Source organism: Mesobacillus maritimus (assembly GCF_044803185.1).
Classification (GTDB): Bacteria; Bacillota; Bacilli; order Bacillales; family Cytobacillaceae; genus Mesobacillus_B; species Mesobacillus_B maritimus_B.
Map to the genome: position 1 here is coordinate 4,504,243 of NZ_CP085225.1, position 21,922 is coordinate 4,526,164.

21 protein-coding genes are annotated in these 21,922 nt (G+C 40.6%); 5 read left to right on the plus strand and 16 right to left on the minus strand.

Going from position 1 to position 21,922, the window contains the following annotated elements; all coding sequences use genetic code 11:
* The first annotated feature begins 116 nt into the window (after positions 1-116).
* The gene (locus LG336_RS21820) at positions 117-1,232 is read left to right on the plus strand and encodes an aminopeptidase (protein WP_404329569.1); all 1,116 of its coding nucleotides are present in this window, start codon (positions 117-119) and stop codon (positions 1,230-1,232) included.
* A gap of 114 nt (positions 1,233-1,346) precedes the next feature.
* Here LG336_RS21820 and murC read toward each other — a convergent pair whose 3' ends face one another.
* From murC to LG336_RS21855, 7 genes are all read right to left on the minus strand, one after another.
* Positions 1,347-2,645, minus strand: a complete 1,299-nt coding sequence (gene murC, locus LG336_RS21825) for a UDP-N-acetylmuramate--L-alanine ligase (RefSeq protein ID WP_404329570.1) — start codon at positions 2,643-2,645, stop codon at positions 1,347-1,349.
* Positions 2,646-2,834: 189 nt separating this feature from the next.
* Positions 2,835-5,762, minus strand: coding sequence for a DNA translocase FtsK (locus LG336_RS21830; RefSeq protein ID WP_404329571.1), 2,928 nt, complete (start codon positions 5,760-5,762; stop codon positions 2,835-2,837).
* 167 nt (positions 5,763-5,929) lie between these two features.
* A complete protein-coding gene (locus LG336_RS21835) occupies positions 5,930-6,724 on the minus strand; it encodes a DUF1444 domain-containing protein (protein ID WP_404329572.1) in 795 nt (264 codons plus the stop codon).
* 3 nt (positions 6,725-6,727) lie between these two features.
* The gene (locus LG336_RS21840; RefSeq protein ID WP_404329573.1) at positions 6,728-7,042 is read right to left on the minus strand and encodes a thioredoxin family protein; all 315 of its coding nucleotides are present in this window, start codon (positions 7,040-7,042) and stop codon (positions 6,728-6,730) included.
* A 129-nt stretch (positions 7,043-7,171) separates the two neighbouring features.
* On the minus strand, positions 7,172-7,675 hold the full coding sequence (locus tag LG336_RS21845; RefSeq protein WP_404333255.1) for a hypothetical protein: 504 nt from the start codon (positions 7,673-7,675) through the stop codon (positions 7,172-7,174).
* 144 nt (positions 7,676-7,819) lie between these two features.
* Entirely contained in the window at positions 7,820-8,335 is a 516-nt protein-coding gene (locus LG336_RS21850; protein ID WP_404329574.1) for a DUF84 family protein, read from the minus strand.
* A 54-nt stretch (positions 8,336-8,389) separates the two neighbouring features.
* Positions 8,390-9,463, minus strand: coding sequence for a M42 family metallopeptidase (locus LG336_RS21855; RefSeq protein WP_404329575.1), 1,074 nt, complete (start codon positions 9,461-9,463; stop codon positions 8,390-8,392).
* Positions 9,464-9,659: 196 nt separating this feature from the next.
* On the opposite strand from LG336_RS21855, the gene LG336_RS21860 reads away from it, so the two are divergent.
* Positions 9,660-9,974, plus strand: coding sequence for a PepSY domain-containing protein (locus LG336_RS21860; protein WP_404329576.1), 315 nt, complete (start codon positions 9,660-9,662; stop codon positions 9,972-9,974).
* Positions 9,975-10,004: 30 nt separating this feature from the next.
* Here LG336_RS21860 and LG336_RS21865 read toward each other — a convergent pair whose 3' ends face one another.
* Positions 10,005-10,844 carry an MBL fold metallo-hydrolase gene (locus LG336_RS21865; RefSeq protein ID WP_404329577.1) on the minus strand — a complete coding sequence of 280 codons (840 nt, stop codon included), beginning with the start codon at positions 10,842-10,844 and terminating at the stop codon, positions 10,005-10,007.
* 332 nt (positions 10,845-11,176) lie between these two features.
* Complete coding sequence (trmB, locus tag LG336_RS21870; protein WP_404329578.1) at positions 11,177-11,818, minus strand: tRNA (guanosine(46)-N7)-methyltransferase TrmB; 642 nt, start codon at positions 11,816-11,818, stop codon at positions 11,177-11,179.
* A gap of 156 nt (positions 11,819-11,974) precedes the next feature.
* Between trmB and LG336_RS21875 the strand changes: the two genes are divergently transcribed.
* Positions 11,975-12,253 (plus strand): YtzH-like family protein, encoded by a 279-nt coding sequence (locus LG336_RS21875; protein WP_404329579.1) that lies wholly within the window; start codon positions 11,975-11,977, stop codon positions 12,251-12,253.
* Between the two features lie 256 nt (positions 12,254-12,509).
* Here LG336_RS21875 and LG336_RS21880 read toward each other — a convergent pair whose 3' ends face one another.
* The 6 genes from LG336_RS21880 to pepV all read right to left on the minus strand — a co-directional run bounded on the left by LG336_RS21880 (position 12,510) and on the right by pepV (position 19,667).
* Complete coding sequence (locus LG336_RS21880) at positions 12,510-13,289, minus strand: phosphotransferase (protein WP_404329580.1); 780 nt, start codon at positions 13,287-13,289, stop codon at positions 12,510-12,512.
* A 203-nt stretch (positions 13,290-13,492) separates the two neighbouring features.
* Positions 13,493-15,631, minus strand: coding sequence for a type I pullulanase (gene pulA, locus LG336_RS21885; RefSeq protein WP_404329581.1), 2,139 nt, complete (start codon positions 15,629-15,631; stop codon positions 13,493-13,495).
* A gap of 16 nt (positions 15,632-15,647) precedes the next feature.
* Complete coding sequence (locus tag LG336_RS21890; protein WP_404329582.1) at positions 15,648-16,592, minus strand: diacylglycerol/lipid kinase family protein; 945 nt, start codon at positions 16,590-16,592, stop codon at positions 15,648-15,650.
* 69 nt (positions 16,593-16,661) lie between these two features.
* Positions 16,662-17,231: an RNA 2',3'-cyclic phosphodiesterase gene (gene thpR / locus LG336_RS21895; RefSeq protein WP_404329583.1), complete on the minus strand. Its 570-nt coding sequence runs from the start codon at positions 17,229-17,231 to the stop codon at positions 16,662-16,664.
* A gap of 144 nt (positions 17,232-17,375) precedes the next feature.
* Entirely contained in the window at positions 17,376-18,230 is an 855-nt protein-coding gene (gene dat, locus LG336_RS21900; protein ID WP_404329584.1) for a D-amino-acid transaminase, read from the minus strand.
* 12 nt (positions 18,231-18,242) lie between these two features.
* On the minus strand, positions 18,243-19,667 hold the full coding sequence (gene pepV, locus LG336_RS21905) for a dipeptidase PepV (RefSeq protein ID WP_404329585.1): 1,425 nt from the start codon (positions 19,665-19,667) through the stop codon (positions 18,243-18,245).
* Between the two features lie 433 nt (positions 19,668-20,100).
* Here pepV and LG336_RS21910 point away from each other — a divergent pair, with 433 nt between their 5' ends.
* A complete protein-coding gene (locus LG336_RS21910) occupies positions 20,101-20,322 on the plus strand; it encodes a DeoR family transcriptional regulator (protein ID WP_404329586.1) in 222 nt (73 codons plus the stop codon).
* 450 nt (positions 20,323-20,772) lie between these two features.
* On the opposite strand, the gene LG336_RS21915 is transcribed toward LG336_RS21910, so the two are convergent.
* On the minus strand, positions 20,773-21,489 hold the full coding sequence (locus LG336_RS21915; protein WP_404329587.1) for a pseudouridine synthase: 717 nt from the start codon (positions 21,487-21,489) through the stop codon (positions 20,773-20,775).
* Between the two features lie 104 nt (positions 21,490-21,593).
* On the opposite strand from LG336_RS21915, the gene LG336_RS21920 reads away from it, so the two are divergent.
* Positions 21,594-21,884 (plus strand): hypothetical protein, encoded by a 291-nt coding sequence (locus LG336_RS21920; RefSeq protein ID WP_404329588.1) that lies wholly within the window; start codon positions 21,594-21,596, stop codon positions 21,882-21,884.
* Positions 21,885-21,922: the final 38 nt, after the last annotated feature.

The following is a 21,922-nucleotide window of genomic DNA, read 5'->3' on the forward strand; positions in this document are numbered from 1 at the left end:
GTATTCCAATATAAGGCTTCCCATTTCATTTTGTCTTAATCATAGGATAACATTTCCAAGTAAATTCGGGTACAATTATGATAGGTTTTTCAGAATGAATATGGAGGGACAATGAAATGAAAGATCCGCGAATCGAAAAATTAGCAAAGAGTTTAATCAATTATTCAATCAAGTTACAAAAAGGAGAAAAGGTCCTAATCGAAAATTTTGGGCTTCAACGGGAGCTTGTTACGGCTCTTGTAAAAGAGGCTTACGCAGCAGGCGGTCATCCCTTTGTATTGCTAAAGGACAACCAAGTAGACAGAGCTCTTTTGATGGGTGCTCAAGAGGAACATTTTAATATGATGGCTGAGTTCGAAGCCAATGTCATGAGCAAGATGGATGCCTATATTGGCCTTCGCTCAGGCAATAATATCAATGAGCTTGCAGATGTCCCTGACGATAAAATGAAGATTCAAGGTCAAACCATTGGGAAGAAAGTACATAGGGAAATTAGGGTTCCGAAGACAAAATGGGTCGTACTTCGTTACCCTACATCCTCAATGGCGCAACTTGCTAAAATGAGTACAGAGGGATTTGAAGATTTTTATTTCAACGTTTGTAACCTTGATTACAGCAAAATGGATAAAGCAATGGACAATCTTGTTACTCTTATGGATAAAACCGATAAGGTCAGACTCACTGGACCGGGTACAGATTTAACTTTTTCCATAAAGGATATACCAGCTATAAAATGTGCTGGAGAGGCTAATATTCCTGATGGTGAAGTTTATACGGCTCCAGTCCGTAACTCTGTGAATGGAAAGATTACCTATAATACTCCTTCGCCTTACCAGGGCTTCACTTTTGAGAATGTCAGCCTAACATTTAAAGACGGGAAAATCGTTGAGGCATCAGCCAATGACAGTGAACGTATTAATAAAATTTTTGACACTGATGAAGGCGCAAGGTACGTTGGTGAATTTGCCATTGGCGTGAATCCTTATATTCTTCATCCTATGCAGGACATCCTGTTTGATGAAAAAATAGACGGTAGTTTCCATTTCACTCCTGGACAGGCCTACGATAATGCTTACAATGGCAACCAATCGAATATTCATTGGGATATGGTAAATATCCAACGTCCTGAATATGGTGGGGGGGAAATTTATTTTGATGATGTTCTCATCCGCAAAGACGGTCGTTTTGTACTTCCTGAATTAGAGGTTTTGAACCCCGAGAACTTGAAATAGACGATAACAAAAAGGATGCGAGCAATCTGTCGCATCCTTTTCTCTTTGTCCAGTTCAATCGTCGTTTAGCGAATAGTAATCGCTAAAACGACGTTGAAGCTGTTTAATAAAATTTTAAGTTAGCTTTTTCTCATAGGCTTCCTGAAATTTTTGAATATCTCCTGCTCCCATGAAAATAATAACTCCATTTTCATATTTCATGAGTTCCGAAGTTTCCTCTTCAGTAATAATTTCGGCGCCATTTATTTTTTCTCTAAGGTTTTCAATTGATAATTTGCCGTGATTTTCACGTGCTGATCCAAAAATCTCACATAGATAGACCTTATCTGCCTGACTTAGACTATCGGCAAACTCTTGAAGGAAGGTTTGCGTTCTTGTAAATGTATGAGGCTGGAACACAGCAACAATGTCTCTATCTGGATATTTTTGATTAGCCGCTTCAATTGTGGCCTTTATTTCCGTTGGATGGTGGGCATAATCATCAATGATCACCTGACCACCTATTTCTTTTTCGGAGAACCTTCTTTTCACACCACGGAAAGTGTTTAATTGCTCTTCGATAATCTTCGCTTCGATTCCTTCATAATTACACAGTGCGATAACTCCAAGTGCATTAAGAACATTGTGATCGCCATAGGCAGGAATCGAAAAGGTATGGTAATAAGTATTCCTCACAAACACATCAAAGGTAGTCCCATCTGTCGACTTAACCACATTTCGCGCTTGGAAATCATTCTCTTCAGCAAAACCATAAAAAACAACTGGTACCTTCGCTTGAATTTTTTGCAGTTGCTCGTCATCACCACATGCGATGATTCCTTTTTTCACCTGCAAAGACATTTCCTGAAAAGCGGAAAATACATCTTCTAAGTTAGCGAAATAATCCGGATGATCGAAATCAATATTGGTCATAATCGCATAGTCAGGAAAATAAGACAAGAAGTGTCTACGGTATTCACATGCTTCGAACACAAAATATTCTGCTTCCTTGTGGCCCTTTCCCGTCCCATCTCCGATTAAGAAAGAAGTGGGCTTTGCACCCTTAATAACATGTGCGAGGAGACCGGTAGTCGAAGTCTTGCCATGTGCCCCTGTAATGGCAACACTTGTAAAGTTCTCCATAAAATCGCCCAGGAAACGATGGTAACGAACAATAGGTAAACCAAGCTCCATTGCTCTTTGAATTTCCTCGTGTGTGTCTGGGAAAGCATTCCCAGCAATAATAGTCATTCCAGGTTGTATATTATCCTTATTGAACGGAAGGATCTTTATTCCGGATTGTTCAAGGGCAATCTGGGTAAAAAAGTGTTTCTCGACATCAGAGCCCTGGACATGATAGTCCATATCATGGAGAATCTGCGCTAGCGCGCTCATACCAGACCCCTTTATACCTACAAAATGGTAAATAGTCATATAAAGAACCTCCAACAAACGTCTGTATGTAACACAGTATATGACGGTAATCATAAATTGCTCATTATCAAGCTATCGGTAAATAGGCTTTCATTTACTCTTGAATATTGAAACATTATATCATTTTTCACTTATAAAAACTATTGCATTACCTAATATTCATTTTTGCCGCTAAAAGAATACCCTCTTTTAGGTTAAAGAGTGATTTTCTTGAAAAAAGTCTAAATCTTCAACAGAAATAAGAACATCTCTTGGTTTACTACCACGTCCCTCGGAAATAAACCCGTTTTGCTCCATCATATCAATTAATCTTGCTGCACGATTATATCCTATTTTAAACCGGCGCTGAATACTGGATGTGGATGCCCCACCTTGTTCAATTACAAATAGGCAAGCCTCGTAAAAGAGCTCATCCTCGTCTTCAGTTATTTGCGACTTTTTTATTAATTCGTCCTGCTCAAATAAATACTCTGGATCTCTTTGTTTACGAACAAACGCTACGATATCATCAATTTCTTGATCGGACACAAAAGTTCCCTGTAAACGAAATGGTTTCGACGAACCGTTTTCTAAAAACAACATGTCACCACGCCCAAGGAGTTTTTCTGCTCCACTAATGTCAATGATTGTTCTCGAGTCCACTTGAGATGATACCGAAAAAGCAACCCTTGTTGGAACATTCGCCTTGATTAACCCAGTAATAACATCAACCGATGGTCTCTGAGTAGCAATAATTAAATGAATCCCACATGCTCTAGCTTTTTGAGCAATTCGACAGATTGCTTCCTCAACATCTGCTGGAGACATCATCATTAAATCGGCAAGTTCGTCAATGACAATGACAATGTAAGGGAGTTTTTCTGAGTAACGTTTGTGTTCAAGTGCTATTTCATTAAACCTACTAATATCTCTAACACCTGTATGGGCAAAGAGTTCGTAGCGGCGTTCCATTTCCTCGACTGCCCATTTTAACGAAGCGGTCGCTGCTTTTACATCCGTTATAACAGGACTTACAAGATGCGGTATTTGATTATACGGCGCAAGCTCTACCATCTTCGGATCAATTAACAACAGCTTTACATCATCAGGGTGTGCCTTATATAAAAGACTCACGAGCATTGTATTAATACAAACACTTTTCCCTGATCCCGTAGCACCTGCAATAAGACCATGTGGCATCTTTTTTAAATCAGTCACAACAGGAGTGCCTGCAATATCAAGACCGAGTGCTACCGCAAGCGGAGAAGTGTTTTCATTAAAACCACTCGTTCGTAAAATCTCACTTATCAGCACGGGCCTACTAGATTCATTAGGGACTTCAATCCCTATCGTGTGTTTACCAGGAATAGGTGCCTCAATCCGAATATCCCTTGCCGCAAGACTTAATTTTATATCATCCGATAGATTCGTAATCTTATTGACTTTAACACCAGGCTCTGGTTGGACCTCAAATCGAGTAACAGCCGGACCTTGAGTAACATTGACTACTCGCGCTCCCACATTAAAGTTCTTTAATGTCTCATTTAATAGCAGCTCTTGGCTATGTAACCATTCTCGGCTCGTTTCAATCATTACCGGAGGCTGCAACAGGTTAAGTGGCGGAAATTCATAGTTTGATAGTTGAGATGGTTGAACCGTCTCTAAAGCCTTCGCTTCCGTTTCCACTTTTATGTCTGTATCTTTTTCTAATTTCTTTTCTGTTGCTTTATCTAAATTTTTTTCTGTTTCTTTTTCTGATGAAAAAGTACGGGTAGTTTTCACAGGATTAAATTTTTGAAGAATCGTGTCGGCGATATTTTTTTGTTCTTCTAGCTTACGCTTATCTTGCTTCAACATCAAGACATTAAATGGCAATTGTCTTTTTTTACGTTCCGGAGCAGCTTCTAATGTAGCAGCAACAGGTACATCTTCAATCGCCTCTTTTATTTTTTCATCCGAGTTTGTTTGTTTTTCCAACAATGGTTCCTGCGCCTGTTCCGCTTCCATTTCAGTTCCTGGCTCATGTAAGCCTGAAGGTTCTACTGCTGTTGCTTTCTCAAACACAACCTTCGCATCCGTTTGCTCTCGCTCCTGCCCAGTTGCTAAGTCTTGGGTTTGTTCAACCAGGTTCATCTCTGTCTGATGAACTGGCTCGTTTCTCTCGACTAGTGTTTCCTCTTGAACTAGTTCGTCTCCCTCAGCTGATGTTTCCTCTTGAATTTGTTCGGCTTCCTCAATTGGCGCTTTCTCTCGAGTTACTTCAACCTCTTCACTCAGCGCTTCCTCTTGGACTACTTCAACCTCTTCAATCGGCGCTTCCTCTCGGGCTACTTCTGCCTCTTCACTCAGCACTTTCTCTCGGACTACTTCAGCCTCTTCACTTAGCGCTTTCTCTCGGACTACTTCAGCCTCTTCACTCAGCGCTTCCTCTCGGGCTACTTCAGCCTCTTCACTCAGCGCTTTCTCTCGGGCTACTTCAGCCTCTTCACTCAGCGCTTTCTCTCGGACTACTTCAGCCTCTTCACTCAGCGCTTTCTCTCGGACTACTTCAGCCTCTTCACTCAGCGCTTCCCATTGGACTACTTCAACCTCTTTTTCAATCGGCGCCTCCTCTTTGACCTTATCTGCAATTCCTACTGGCTCTTCCTCTGATTTTTTGCTATAAGCTTCATCCGCTACATTTCGTATAAATCCATTTAATTCATATTCGATTTCGTCAGATTTAGGCCTATTAAAAGCAAAAATAGGGGAAGGAGTTTCAGTCCTTCGAAACGGCTGACGATTAGGTGTAGGTGCCTTTGGCTTAGGTGTAGACTCCACGGGTTTGTGTTCTTTTTTAACAGGCTTTTCCTTCGAAACCGGAGTGATGGTCTTACTTCTAGGTTCCGAACGGCGAACATTTTTAGGTTCTGCCTTTTTCTCGATTTCGACGTCAGGGATTAGAGGAAATTTAAATTGACCTTTCGGGTACTTATACAAAACCCGCGCCTCAACTTCCTTCTTTGGCTCTGTCTTATTTTGTTCTGTAAACTGGCGCTGCTGTCTAACACTGTTGTTGTTTGTCCTAAGAGGTTCAGATTGTTTCATTTCACCTTCTTCACCATTGAACATTTGTAAAAGCCTTTTAATCCAACTCAAAATTTATCACTCTTTCTTTAATCCTTATATCATTCCTATTTTAACAGTTATTGGCCAGTTTTCGAGATAAACTTAAAAGATAAGTCATATCGATTAATCGGAGAAGGAGGATAAGAATTCAAAAAGCCCTATTTATAGGGCTTTTAGCATGCTGCAAAAGTTGAATGTTATTTCTTTTTATTTTGACCCAGAATAAAGATAGGTTCAAGCTCCCCTTCTTCATAAAGGAAGGACAATGCCGTTATGGGGACTCGCCCACTTGCAAAGAAGCTCATAGTCATTTGCGCAAGGATATCATACCCTGTGTCATTACGAACATCTGCAACAATTAAGACATCTTGATGGGGTACCGCAATAGCAAGAGTACCTTCAACTTTGTCTTTCATCTGACCTAAAAGGCGATCATTTAATATTCTACTTGCATCATAACCATCGTTCGAATTTAAAAAATAAAACAGATTACCAGCCACCTCATCTTTCTTGAATTCTGCTGGAAGTGAACGAAGATTGAATAAAGCGGTCTCCCTTATTTGACTTTCTTCCCACCCTTCCTTTTCAATTATCCTTTTGTCGATAAGGCGGTAGGTCTTCCCCATATCAAGTGCATAGTAAATTCTAGTTTCTGCAGTATGGTCATCAAAGAAGAACGGGACTCCCTCTTCTGCTTCTGCTGGAAAGGATGTGGACCGAATGACAGGATAGATATTTCGTTCTTTTCCCGAAAGCTGAGCCTTCTCCTCCATTGCATTTAATCCTTCAACTACATAATAGACTGTCTCATCAATCGCCTTTTCTTTTTGCTCATTCCATTTAGCAATGATTCCTGGCAAAGCAACTGTAATACCTCGTCCTGTTTCTTTACTCTCTATGCGTAGGGTATCCTTTTCACGGTCAAAAATAAACTTTCTATTTGGGTGCTGAAGTTTTTCCTCCAACACTTTTCTCATTTTCTTACTATCCATATTCTAGGCTAGGCCTCCAATAAACTGTTCAATTTGTTCTTGTGTTTTGCGATCTTTACTGACGAAACGTCCCAATTCCTTCCCATCTTGGTAGGCTAAAAAGCTTGGGATGCCAAATATATCTAACTGAATGCATAGGTCAATAAACTCATCTCTATCTATATAGACAAAGGTAAACTCTGAGAACTTAGCTTCAACTTCAGGTAATATCGGATCAATAAATCGACAATCTGGGCACCAGTCTGCCGAGAACATGAATACATGTTTCCCATTTTGTTTCATTGTTTCAAATTGATCAACAGATTCAAGTTTATTCATTATTTATTTCCTCCATTCTACTTAACACTGTGTAACTATTTTAAACTTGTGGAAATAAAAAAGAAACCAAACTGATTCCTTTCATTGCTTCAAAAAAATAAGGGCGCCATCAATGTCGATGGCGCTCCCCTATTTCAATTCAACTGAGTTGGCAATTTCCATCATTGTCACAGCGTCGGACTTAAGGTTTTTTGACTCGGTTGTCAGTTTAACTCCTCCAACCCCTGTTACAATCTGGTAGTTGTCTTCTTCAAGTTGTTTTACGAGCAAATAACCAAAATCTCCGTCCTGTTCAAAGGTTATATTAGCATCCCATTCTGGATGCTGTTCTAGCGTAGACTCATAGACAACCTTACTTTCTCTTTCTTCATATTGATTATAAAATAAAATATAAGTTCGAGAGCCATTCTTAAGTAGAATATTGTTCGGTGTTTCTTCTTCCTTTTCTACTCCAAAAGGCAAGCGGTACTCTATGTCGTCATTACTTTGATTTGTTTTATCTGCTTCCTTATTAAACTCTGATTCTACAGCCGTTTTCGTTTCTTCAAGAACTTCCTCAAAAGAGGCAGAACAAGCAGTCAAACCAACAATGGCAATGAATATGAGTAAGGCCTTCACGCCGAATAATTTCATCACGATTATCCTCCTTTAGTCGGACAAGCAATCCTTTTCTATCATACCGTTACCTTTGAACTAGTGACAACCCCTATAACATAAATTCCTCTTTTTAGCATCAATATTTCAAAAAATCGCCCTAATTTAGTCTACAAAGTTCCATTAATTGCTCTGCCTTTTGAATTCATACTGTCCAAGAAGTAATTTCACAACATGTGTAAACATTTCTACACGGTCGATTTTACCATTTGTAAAAATCCCCACAGCTCCTTCTTTTTTGCGGACATTTTGTTTTTTAGCAAACTTATCCATTACTGGACCGAGTTCTTCTCCAGCTAGCAATTGAATGGCAATTTCTTCAGGTAAAAGGATTCTAGCACCACCGGCAATAATTGGTTCCATTCCCCTTGCCCTAAGTGCACCCCAATTACACAAAAACAAGCCGTGTTCTGTTTTTTGTACCCCTCCTTCAAGGCCAATCCCGATATCAGCCCCAGAAACATCAAAGGCCGAAACCGCACGGTTGATGGCTCCTCTAATCGTCTCCTCATCAGTTAATGGCTGTTCGCTTACTCCAGATTCTGTATCCACGGGGACTATTTCAAAAGCATAGCCTTGAAACGCCTGCTCAACTGCCGCAATCTTCGCTGGGTTTTTTGAACCGATGGAAATTAGCATATTGTTTACTCCCTTCTTCAGCAAAAAGAGGCAGCCTATCTGCCTCATTTCTGACTAACTATTTTGTTTAATCGTGTCAATTGTCGTTTGATCACATGCTTTTACAAGCTTAACCAATAGCTCTTTTGCTGCTGCGTAGTCATCCACATGGACAATGGATCCATGGGTGTGGATATAACGAGAACAAATCCCAATTACCCCACTAGGAACGCCTTGATTGGAAATATGAACGCGTCCAGCATCTGTTCCTCCTTGAGAAACGAAATATTGGTATGGAATATTATTTGATTCAGCGGTGTCTAAAATGAATTCTCTCATACCTCGATGAGTCACCATTGAGCGGTCTAAGATTCTTAGTAAGGCACCTTTGCCTAATTGTCCGAATTCATTTTTATCGCCAGTCATATCATTTGCTGGACTCGCATCAAGAGCAAAGAAGATATCAGGGTTGATCATAGTCGCTGCCGTCTGTGCTCCTCTTAGCCCAACTTCCTCCTGCACGGTGGCACCGGAATAAAGGATATTTGGCAATGTCTCTTCTTTAAGTTCTTTCAATAGCTCGATGGATAGCCCACAACCATAGCGGTTATCCCATGCTTTTGCGAGTATTTTTTTCTCATTTGCCATTGGTGTAAACGGAAGAATAGGAACAATTTGCTGACCAGGCTTAATCCCAATTTTAATTGCGTCTTCCTTATCATCCGCACCGATATCAATGAGCATATCCTTAATATCCATCGGCTTATTGCGTTTCGCATCATCAAGCAAATGCGGTGGAATGGATCCAATGACTCCGATAACCGGACCTTTATCCGTTATGATTTGAACGCGCTGGGCCAAAAGAACTTGGCTCCACCAGCCTCCAAGCGTTTGGAATCGAATCATCCCGTTTTTCGTGATTGAGGTAACCATAAAACCAACCTCGTCCATATGCCCAGCTACCATTACGGTCGGCCCTGCTGGATTTCCTCTTTTTATCCCAAAGATACTGCCTAAATTATCCTGAACCAGCTCATCAGCATACTGCTCTAATTGTTCACGCATGAACTTCCGCACAGAATGTTCAAAACCAGGTGCTCCAGGAAGCTCGGTTAGGGTTTTAAATAATTTTAGTGTTTGTTCATTCATATTCCGCAGCTCCTCTAAGTCAATATTTAGACTCTCTAATTATGTACAACATGTATTTTACAGAAATATTAGTTAGGATGCCAATAGTATTGTATCCTCACGCTTCCAAATCCAGACAATAGTTCTTTGAAGCGAATGGAATTTTTGTTATGATTAGGGAAAAGGGTGCTTTTAACAGATTATAGGAGGGTCCGCCATGAACTGGAAGTATTTTTTCCTAGGAGTTAGTGCTGGGGTTGCAGGTGCATATATCGTTAAAGAGGCAACATCCCGTAAAGAAACGGTTTCTCCTGAAGAAATTCTGAAACAGGTAAAAGAGGCTTTTAAAAAAGATGGCCCAATTAGTGGCTCATGGATCAATATGACTGCTGAGCCTTTTTTGCGGTCCCCAATACAACATCAAGTTTATAAAGGCGGAATTACCCGTACAATAGACGGTAATTCTGAGCTGTATGAATTTATTGCCGATGCAAAGACCGGAACAATTATTGAAGCCAAACCAGTAGTTTAAAAGCCTGCGTGCATGACGCAGGCTTTTGCCTTACTTTCCTCTTTTTACAGCTGAAGTGATTTCTCCATGTTCATCTAGTTTTATTGCCCGGTAGATAGCATCATGGTAAAAAGTGAACCATGCATTCCTGTCCGCAGCGAATTTCATCCATTTTTCTTTTGCCGCAATGGAGTCCATCGGATAATCATCATAGGCCATAACCCAAAGAACATTCTGGTGAGCGTGGGTTCCCATTAAATCGGCCATATGAATAACCGTTTCACCTTCCGACTCAATGATTAAAATGGAGTGCCCATTGCTATGACCACCTGTATGAACCATTTTAAAAGGAGTTTGGTTCCATTCCTCTTTGAAAGTCAAGATTTGACCTTGGATAGGCTCCCAGTTTTCTTTCCAGTATGTAGCCTTTGAGCGAATGTTTGGGTTTTTTAGTTCCTCCCACTCCACTTCGGATGTTACAATGGTCGCGTTTGGAAAGACCGAAACGAACTCACCATTAACCTCTTTCGTCAACCCATTGGCGTGATCATAATGCATATGCGTCATAAGTACATAATCAATATCCAAAGGTGTTAAGCCTAAGGCTTCCAACGATTGTTCCACTTCAGATTCTTCATCGACACCGAAGTTTCGTTTTTGCTTATCGGTTAATTTTCCATTCCCAATCCCTGACTCGACCAAATAATTTTTTCCACCTGTCTGAATTAAAATCGGGTCAGTCCGCAATTCAATTTGGTTTTTTTCATTCACCTGATACTTTCTAGACCACAATGGCTTTGGTACAACTCCGAACATCGCCCCACCATCAAGATGAGTGACCCCGCCTTTCAGCCAAGTGAACGTGATATTTGCCAATTCAAGTTTCTCCATGCACATCCCCCTTTTATTTATTTTCAGTTTATTCTAACATTTTTAGAGCCAACTTTATATATATACGACCTGCTTCACCGTGACTTTCTCCTTGTTTTCCGGATAGTGGGGTTCCTGCGTGACCTTTTGGAGCGTGCCTTCTGGTTTTGGTCACGCTGGGGTTTCCACCGGTCCCTTTTGACCGATTCTCTATCTAGTTTCGGCACACTGATTTAAGCCGTTAACAAAAAAACAAGAGGACAAAAAAAACACACGATTCAAATGAATACCGTGTGTTCTTCATTACATTCATTAGTTTCCAACTCTGAAGTTTACTCATACAGACTAATACCTTAGTTCTGATATTGCACTTCACAACGATAAATCCGGTTGCCTCTGGATGAGAACTTCTCCTCATACTCGGTCATGATATTGCCTTCATAGTCACTTTGGTGCAAATCTAAGCTTACAAATTTTAAAAGCAATCCATATTGTGAAAAGCTCATAAGTGAGTATTCAAACAGACCCTGGTTATCTGTTTTAAAATGGATTTCTCCTTTTTTACCGAGGATTTCTTCATATACAGCTAAGAAGCTTTTATAGGTTAAGCGACGCTTCTCATGCCTAGTTTTTGGCCACGGATCTGAAAAATTCAAATAAACTCTATCAACGTCTCCTGGAGCAAAATATTTCCCAAGCTCAGCAGCATCAACATTCATCAATTTACAATTTGGCAGTTCCGCCTCAATAAGCCTGTCTAGTGCAGAAACAATTACACTTTTTTGCAATTCAATCCCAATATAGTTCACATTAGGATTTGCCTTCGCCATTTCGGTTATAAATCGGCCCTTACCCGTACCTATTTCAATGTGGAGGGGCTGTTCTACTGCAAATACCTCGCTCCATTTTCCACGTTGCTGTTCAGGTTCATGGACAACATATTGGGGGCATTCCAAGAGCTTATCTTCAGCCCATGGCTTATTTCTTAATCTCATTATGACACCTCTGTAAAATTCATATCGTTCAAAACATATCATGTGTTGGTACTATTTTTCAAGCTATCTGAGGGATAGAGTATAAAGAAAAAAGGAATCCGCAAAATATAAAGGTGGATTCCTTTTTCCATTACCTTATCTGAAAGGGTGACTTTTATGCCACTTAGTTATCAAGATCAGGTTAATCTTTTAACCGATATCCTGTCAAATCAACAGACCGACTGCTGTGGCTCTGTCGCTGAATGCGAGCAAGTGGAGCGACTAGTCAAATCGTTAATGGTTAACACGAATATAGACAACAATGTAAAACCAGTACTGCAAGAAATTTATCAATACAGCCAAAACGGAAAGTATTCATCCGATTTAGATGAGCATATATTATCAAACCAAGAAAACTTAAACAATTGGGTCGATAATATTGGACAATTTTCGTAGAAAAGCGGAAGCGGCTCGTTCAGCGACGTATGGACTGGAGCTCTTCGACTGAGATAAAGGAAACACGAAGAGCGATAGCGATTCGATGTTGACTTATCGTAGGGAGAAGAGTGAAGTCCACTAGTCGCTAGCCGCTGGAGCTGGACAAGTAGAAAAGCTCAAGCGCCCTGGTCAGCGGCGTATGGCATGGGGCGCTGGAGCTGGAAAAATGAGAAAGTCAAGCACCCGCTAGTTGCTTAACGGGTGCTGCTGATGACTACTTTTCAAAGGCGTTTTTCAAAAATTCAACCCAGCTTTCCATTTCAGCAAGGCGATCTTGGTTTTTATGCCATTGAATGGACGATAAAGCCTGGGCCATCACATACCATTTCATTCGAAGCTTTAAATGGTCAGTCAATGGCAAACCATAGCGCTCAAGCCAGTCCTCCCAGTCATCTCTTGGGATATAAGAATAAAGCAGTAAACCTAAATCAATTGCAGGATCTGCAATAATTGCACCATCCCAATCAATCAAATACAACTGGTTGTCTTCGGTAAGCAACCAGTTGTTATGATTGACATCACAATGACATACAACCTTTTCATGATGATTAATATTTTCTAATTCGCTTGTTAAAAATTCTAGTGCTGCCTCAACAATTGGAAGACCCGTAACACCCTCATCTAGTTCTTCATTAAGTAGATGAAAGACGGTCCCAGGTTGAATCGGGTTTTTTCCAAGCCTAGTTAGCATGTTAAGAAGCGGTTTAGAGCGATGTATTTTATTTAACAATTTGGCAACACTATTATCAGCCATGTCAATGGACTTTAGCTCTCTCCCGTTCAACCATTGCTGGGCGGTAATGACATCACCGTTTTCCAGTCTTTTTGTCCAAACTAGCTTAGGGACGATACCTTCAGCAGATAAGACCGCAAGAAAAGGAGAAGAATTCCGTTTTAAAAACAAACGCTGTTTTTCATGTTGGGCAAAATAGGCGGTCCCAGTGGCCCCACCTGCAGGAATAATCTCCCAATCCTGTCCTAATAAATCTTCCAAAGTTGTTCACCTTCAATTTATGTCACTATCTCTATAAAGACGAGATTTCTGTTTGGTTAAATTCTAATGAATAAAAAAGACAGCTATTGAAGAGATTGACACAATAGCTATCTTAATAAATTTTATCTCCAATATGGTTACCCCGTCAAGTCCACCTTCGTTAATCTTTATTTAAATAAAGAGGCTACTAACTATTTTTTTACTTACCTTGCAGCTACTAAGAGCGAACAAGCCTCTATTTCTACGCATTTATCGCGAATTTCGCTAATCGGTGTAGCAGACGCCTGCTCATGATTAGCTAATATTTTCCAACCAACTTTTTCAGGAATAGGGACAATTCTTCTATCTATTGTGGGATTAATACAGACAATAATCTCCTGCCAGGACCCAAATATTCCCACCTCCGAAAAACGGTAGCACAGTAATGGAGCAGGTAGTGGTAAAAAGTGTAAATGCTTGCGAATAAGTGCTACCTCAGGTAAACGGAATGCCCTATGTGAATTTCTTATCGAGATTATTCCTTTAAGATAACGAACGTTTTCCAAATGAGCATCTCTACGATCCCAATCCAACCAATTGATTTCATCAGGTGACTTGTAACTATTGCCAACCCCTTTTTTCGTTCTAAAAAACTCTTGACCACTGTGAATAAACGGAATACCTTGAGCAAGAATGACCATGGCTGTTGCCAATCTATGCCTTTGTTCGATATTATCTTGTTCACAAGCTTCGAGTTTATCCCAAAGAGTGTGGTTATCATGTGACTCCACATAATTCACCGTCTGAGTTGGATTTAGAAACAACCCAGTTTTACGCCTTTCAACTCCAATACTTCCCGCTAAAACCTGCTTTGCCGCCTCTGTATATCGTTCGTTTCCTAACGCATACCCACGGTCATAAAGATTAAAGGTGCTTCCCTTAATGGTATCTCGGAACCAATCATTGAATTGGCCGATATCCGGTATTTTGTCCTGATTGCCAATGGTCGCTTTTTCATCATCTGGAATAGGAGTATTTAAATCCCACCCTTCCCCAATGATGATTGCGGAAGGATTCAGCCCTGTAACAAGCTTTTGGACAGCTTGCATCGTGGTAATATCAAGAATCCCCATTAAATCAAACCTTAGTCCGTCAATTTGAAATTCTTCCATCCAATACCTTACTGAATCAAGAATAAACTTTCTCCCCATCAACCTCTCTGACGCAAAATCGTTTCCGACACCCGTTCCATTAGACGGTAGACCATTCTCACCGTGACGGAAATAGTAGCCTGGCACGAGCTTTTCAAAAGAGGAATTCTCGCGAATATAGATATGATTGTAAACCACATCCATTATGACCCTAAGACCTTGCGAATGGATGGTGGAAATTAATTGTTTCAACTCAATGATTCTATTGTAAGGATCGCTTGGATTTGACGAATAACTACCATCAGGTGCATTAAAATGAACAGGATTATAGCCCCAGTTATATTCAGCATTGGGATTAAGCTCATCCACCCCTTCAAAATCATGAAATGGAAGAAATTCAATATGCGTAACCCCAAGGTCCTTAATATATGATAGACCAGTAAACTCCCCTGAAGGGCTTTTCGTCCCAAGCTCTGCCGCACCAAGATAGGTTCCTTTATCTTTCACACCACTAGCAGGATGGATTGTAAGGTCGCGAATATGCGTTTCATAAATGATAGCATCACAAGGATTGTCTAATTCAGGTAGTATGGGTTTGGCCAGTGTGGTTTTCTCTAAATCAACAATAACCCCCATTTGGCCGTTAATGGTTACTGCTTTCGCATAGGGATCTACCGCCTCCCGCCACTCGAGGTTGATAAGAGCAAGGTAACTATAACGATACCCCTCCAACCCTTTTTCTACTTCAACTTGCCAGATTCCCTTTGCTTCACGGTTCATCATTCGATACTCCGGACTGCTATCTTCATCTTTTGTGATTTTTACCTTCACCTGTGTTGCTGTTGGCGCCCATACTTTAAAAATTGTCTTGTTCGGTTGAAGCGAAACGCCTAAGTCTCCTCCTGGATAATAAAAAGCTTCATCAAATTCTTTCGTGCGAATAATAGCTCCAACCTGGAGGTCTGTTTCGCCTCCGTATTCATCCTTGATGTTGTATGGAGTACCCATTTTCGGTGTTATTTGACTGTGGCACACATACTTTAATGACTCGGGTAAATGAATTTTTTCATGTATCTCTAGTGCACTCGTCTCTTTTCCATCTGTTAAATAAAATGCGGAAGACTCACCCTTATGATAAGAATAAGGAAGTAAAATTGTAATCATCTTCATTTCATCTAAATAGGCATAAAATAACCGGTTAATGGCTTCCATGTGTTTATTCAGCTCCTCAGCCTGTTCCTTCTGATTTACCTGTAATGATGGTGAGAGAATCGCGAACAGCCTGAATTTTCATTGGTGTACTCCCGATTATTTCACCGTCAGCATGCACTAAAACAGGCTTTAGCGTTTGGATGGAGATGTTCTTTCCTTTAAACATCCGAACTTCTTTAAATCCCATATGTCCACCCCAGAAAACGGATATAAAAACGAATAATAATTTCCATCTTGATAAGTTATGGACAACAATTACATCTAGTAAACCATCTTTGGCTGAAGCGTTGGGGGCTATTTTCATCCCACCACCAAAATAAACTTGATTGGCAACCGTCACAAACCAAACTTGTTCATACTTTGTCTCCTGTCCATCAATGTTGATCCATATATCGGTACACTTATAGGTGAATAGCTTTTTGATGACAATGAGTGCATAGGCAAGACTTCCGAGCGATAAGAGGTTCAATTTCGCTTTTAACTTCGAGTGATTGGCCTCTTCACAAATCGCTGCGTCAAAACCAACTCCCATGTTGTTAATAAAATAACGAATCTTTTTCTCCTCAGATATTTTCCCGATATCCACAACAGCAAGATTTTCCCCTTTGAGAATTAAGTTCAAAGCTGCAATAGGGTCCTGTGGAATTCCAAAGCCTCTTGAGAAATCATTGCCAGACCCTCCAGGAATAAAACCAATTGAAAGCTTTGAAGCACCAACTGCACCGTTGATCACTTCGTGAAGAGTGCCGTCGCCACCAACCACGACAATTGTTTTAACCTCTCCCTGCATTTCCTTTTGGTTAATTATTCTAGTTAGCTCCACTGCATGCCCTGAGTATTCTGTAAAATACGCTTGATAAGGAGTTCCAGCTACGGACAAATGTTGTTCTATCTGCTCCCAAACCATACGGCAGCGTCCATTTCTAGCTTGTAAGTTTACAATAAAATACATCTGTTTCATTTGTATCCGCCTTCAAATTTCATATTATTACTAAATGTATGTTAGTGAGCTGGAAAGAAGCATCTATCTTCAGCTTTGAAGTGGAATTTTTAATACGGCCTCATACTTTGGTTCTTTCCCCAAATGAGTCTTGTACAAAACTATCTTGTTAGCATCAAACTCCAATTCTTTAATTAAAAAGGGATCTGCTTTTTGTAGCAGCTGGTTCGTGAAAAGATTTTCACCGGCCCATTTCCTCGCTAAGGTGATATGCGGTTTGAACGGTCTTGTTTCTAGCTTAAAACCTGATTCTATACATGCTTGATAAACAATCTCCCTCGCATCCTCTAGGAAAGGCTGTTGGTTCACACCTGCCCAAAAGATTCTCGGGGAGTCACTCTTTCCAAACACACCTAGGTGTTTTATTTTTAGGGAGAAGACCGGACAATCAATCCCTGACTCCAACTTCTTAATAGATTCTGTAAGCATCTTGTCAGGTGCATTCCCTAGGAAGGCAAGCGTAATATGATAATCTTGTGTGTGCACCCACCGCTTAAATGGCAGTGTCTCCTGTATATCCCTACAATGCTTCCCCAGCCTCTCCTTTGTTTCATTTGGCAATTCTAATGCATAAAAATAATGCTGACTTGACTGCGACATTTAGTAACTTCCTTTCGTAACTCTTTTATTTTATCAAAATTGCGAAGGATTGATATCTGTATTATTTCTATTAGGGTCCTGATTATGTTTCCTGAACAAAGAAAAAAGGATTGCCCTCTAGTAGCAATCCCCCTTTTTATTATCTTATAATTTTCCGCATTGAAGCTCAATTTCGCTCTTAAACAACTCTTGTAGTTTTCTAGTCAATGGTCCCGGTTTCCCTCCGCTAATAGACTTTCCGGCCAACTCCACAATAGGCATAACCTCAACTGTTGTTCCTGTCAGAAAAATTTCATCTGCTTGTGTTAATTCCTCTACTGTAAAAGGTTCCTCGATAAAAGGAATCTCTTCTCGCTTACAGATTTCGATCATTACACGTCTAGAAATCCCATTTAAAATAAAATGGTTGGCAGGGTGAGTATAGACCTTCCCACCTTTTACAATTGAAATGTTTGAATGACTTCCTTCTGTAACTCTACCTTCCCGATGTAGAACGGCTTCATCACACCCGGCTTCTGCTGCCTTCTGGTTAGCCAATAAGTTTCCTAGCAAATTTAAACTTTTAATATCACAGCGTAGCCAACGGATGTCATCTGTAATGATGGCTTTTACGCCTGACTGTAGCTTTTCGACTGGGCGTCCCACTTCCCTCGTATAGGCAACAAATGTGGGGGTAACCCCGTTAGCAGGAAAGGGATGCTTTCGTGGCGATATCCCACGAGTGAACTGTAGATACACCGTGCCTATTACCAACTGGTCTTTTTCAACAAGTAGTTTTAACTGCTCTTGCACTTCTTTCTTTGAATAAGGAATTTCAATCCCAATACTGGCGGCACTTGCCCATAATCGATCCAAATGCTCTTCTTCAGTAAACATTTTTCCGTTATAAACTCGGATAACCTCATAAACCCCGTCCCCAAATTGATATCCACGATCTTCGATATCAATTGAGGCTTTGCTTCTTTCTAACAACTCTCCATTCAATAAAACATTTTGCATCTCTACGTCCCCCTATTCTATTTTACCAGCCAACTCATAAATTGCCTGAGCATAAATGGCCGAAGCCTTGAGCATGTCCTCTATCAAGATGTACTCATCCTTTTGGTGAGCACAATCCGGTCTCCCAGGAAACAATGGACCAAATGCCACTCCTGATTTTAGAGAGCGAGCATAGGTGCCACCACCAATTGAAATGAGTTCAGCTTTCTCACCAGTTTGCTCTTCATATACTTTTTTTAACGTCTTAACGAGAAAATCATTTTCATTCACGTGATGTGGCTTTGAATCATTAAAGTTCTCAATGGAAAACCCTTCCTTGGCAACAAGGCTTTCTAAAATGGATTGCACTTCTTCAAGGTTCGTGGTAACCGGATACCTCATATTCAACCCTAGTCGTCCACCATTTTCTTGTGAAAAGCTAAGCTTGCCAACATTAACGGTTAGGTCTCCTGTAATGTCATCAGAGTAAGCGATTCCCAATTCATTCCCGCGTGATTCTTTTCCGAAATAGTTAACAACAAATTGAAAGTATTTATTTGCCTTTTCATCTAGATTGAAATCAGCCAAGAAACGTGCCATAAAAAGCCCCGCATTTTTACCATTATCCGGCTCCATCCCATGGGCAGATACACCCTCCATTGTTAGAACCAGTACCCCGTTGTCGACATGACATTCTCCACCAAGACCATGTTGTTGTTTATATTCTTCATAGCGCTGAACTACCTCTGTTTGCATGGTTGGAATATGTAAAGAAGCTGTCGCTAAATCAGGCACCATGTTATATCTCCGACCGGAGGTGAATTGTACAACCTTTACATCAGATTCCCCAGCTTCTTCCATCGTGCCACTGAAAACAAGATCAAAATCGGCAATGCCTTTCTCTGCGTAAATGATTGGGAAGTCCGCATCCGGAGCAAACCCCATCTGTGGCATTTCTTCATGTTTAAAATAATGGTCTACACAACGCCAATTGCTTTCCTCATCGGTTCCAATGATCATTCGAACGCGTCGTTTTAACGGGAGGCCAAGCTCTTTCACAATTTTCATTGCATAATAAGCTGCCATGGTCGGCCCTTTGTCATCAATTGCACCGCGAGCAAAGATTTTCCCATCCCGGATATCTGCGGCATACGGATCACTTGACCAGCCGTCCCCCTCTGGTACAACATCGACATGGCAGAGAATCCCTACAATTTCTTCCCCTTCACCGAACTCTAGGTGACCGGCTAAATTCCCGGTATTTTTAGGAGTAAATCCTTCCTCTTCACCAAGCTTCAGCATGAAGTCCAATGCTTCCTTCACTCCAGGTCCAAGCGGTGCATCAGACGTACTGTTCTCTTCATCAAGCACACTCTTAATTTGTAATAATCTTTGGGTATCCTGGATAAGTTGCTCCTTCCGTTTTTCGACTTCTTCGACCCATTGAATGTTCTTCATATTTATTCCTCCATTAAAAACTGCCTTCTGGACATATGTAATAAATGTTACTTTTATTTTATCTTATCTTACCTCTCTCCATCTGATTTTCAAACTTTTTTCCTAACTGCCTGTATATTTCTAAATTTTCAATTATTTTTACTCATAAAATCCCTACCCTATACCATATGGTAAACTAACACCAAGATTAAAGGAGGGAAATGGCGAAAAATTACTACCAAGATTCGGTAAATTTTTTGTTAATTTTGTCAATTTACTAGAATTTTAGCTTAATAAAGGGTAAAATAGGTTAAAAGAGGCCGAGTATTTATTCCTGGTGGCCTTGAAAAGGAGATGGCTAAAAGAAGAAACTACATAAGTCGCACGATTCATCTCAATGAACTGTCGGTTGTAGAAAATGTCAAGGGTTTAATTTAGGATAGGGAGTGGTTGTTTGAAACCTTCAACTAACCGGATGATAAACCGAATAAAGTCCATTTACATGTTCATTCACGAGAATGGAACTGTAACAACCCAGGACCTTGTAGAAGAATTTGGCATTACCCCAAGAACCATACAGAGGGATTTAAACGTCCTCGCCTATAATGACTTAGTAGAAAGCCCAAGCCGTGGAAAGTGGACAACAACACCAAAAAAAGTAAAAATGACATCGTAAATAGAAAAAAGTAGAACGAGCCGCTGTAGCCCGTTCTATTTTTTATTGTTTTCCCGAAAAGAACACCCGCGCAGGGCCAAGCCCGTCTTTAGACATGGGATGAATTTTCGGTAGGCGGAAGCCAAAATGATTGGATAACTCGAACACTTGTGCTATTCTAGACTTAACACAAATTGTCCTTTGAAAACTGAAGATAGGAGGTTCTAGCAGGAAGAAACGTCTGCTAGGTAAAATCTTCAACGTTAGTGCTACTAAAAGTATCCACGCAAGAAGCTTAACTGCAAAGTAGGGAGCGTAGCAAGAACAGTACAAAAGCAGTCCCTAACGCATTTGCTGATGGGATAGAGGGCGTAGTGTCCCGCCCACTAATGTTAAGCATCGTTTAAATTTGATACATTAAAAACTCGTCACTTTAGTGATGAGAGGTTCATGAGCGTTATAAATCTTTAATCACACCTCATACTTCATTAATGCTTCTACTTCTTCTTCTGTTAGTTCACGATATTCCCCGAGTTCGAGTGACTCGTCTAATGCAAGTGGGCCCATTGTGAGGCGCTGCAGGTAGACCACTCTTTTCCCGACAGACTGAAACATTCGCTTTACTTGATGAAACTTTCCTTCCGTAATCGTCAGTTCAATATCGGAACGAATACCTGATTTGAGAATTTTTAATTCCCCTGGCTTCGTTTCATAGCCATCGTCAAGCACAACTCCTTTTTTAAAGGCAAGTACATCTTCCTCTGTCACTTCGCCATCAATGACCGCAAAATAGGTTTTGGGGACGTGTTTTTTAGGAGAAAGCAGCTTGTGAGCAAGTTGGCCATCATTGGTAATTAAAAGCAGACCTTCTGTGTCCTTATCGAGTCTGCCAACAGGAAAAGGATCTAAAACGCTATCCTCTAACTCCAGTAAATCGATGACGGTTTGATCGCGATTGTCTTCAGTAGCCGAAATCACTCCTGGGGGTTTGTTCATCATTAGATAAATAAATTCACGGTATTGCACCTCTTCCCCATGAACGGTTACCGTGTCTTTCTCGCTGTCAACATGGTGACCAGAGTCTTTAATTACTTTCTGATTGACCTGAAGAGCACCATCTTTTAATAATTTTTTCACTTCTTTTCGGCTGCCAAAACCAAGATTTGACAACATTTTATCAATTCGCATATGTATCACTCCACTTTCTAATAGGCATTAGCCCACTCCCTTTTACTCTTTCCACATAGACTATTATCATGCTTTACCTGCAAAACACAAAGGAGATGAGAATTATGATGGACTTTCGTCAACAAGGGCAACCACAAGGATTCCCAGGATTTCCCGGTGGAGGATTTCCAGGTGGAGGATTCCCCGGTGGAGGTTTTCCTGGCGGCGGATTCCCTGGTGGTGGCTTTCCAGGCGGTGGCGGAAACGTTGACCGTAGACTTGACCAACTAGAGCGTCAAATTCAAAGGATTGATAGAAGATTAGACCAACTTGACCGCCGTGTCGACCGTATCGAGCGTCGTCTAGGAATGGGCTCAGGTGGTCGCCCCGAATATGATTATGGAACGTATTATTAATAATTAGGTTTTGTTTAAGTACATTGTTAATTTTCATA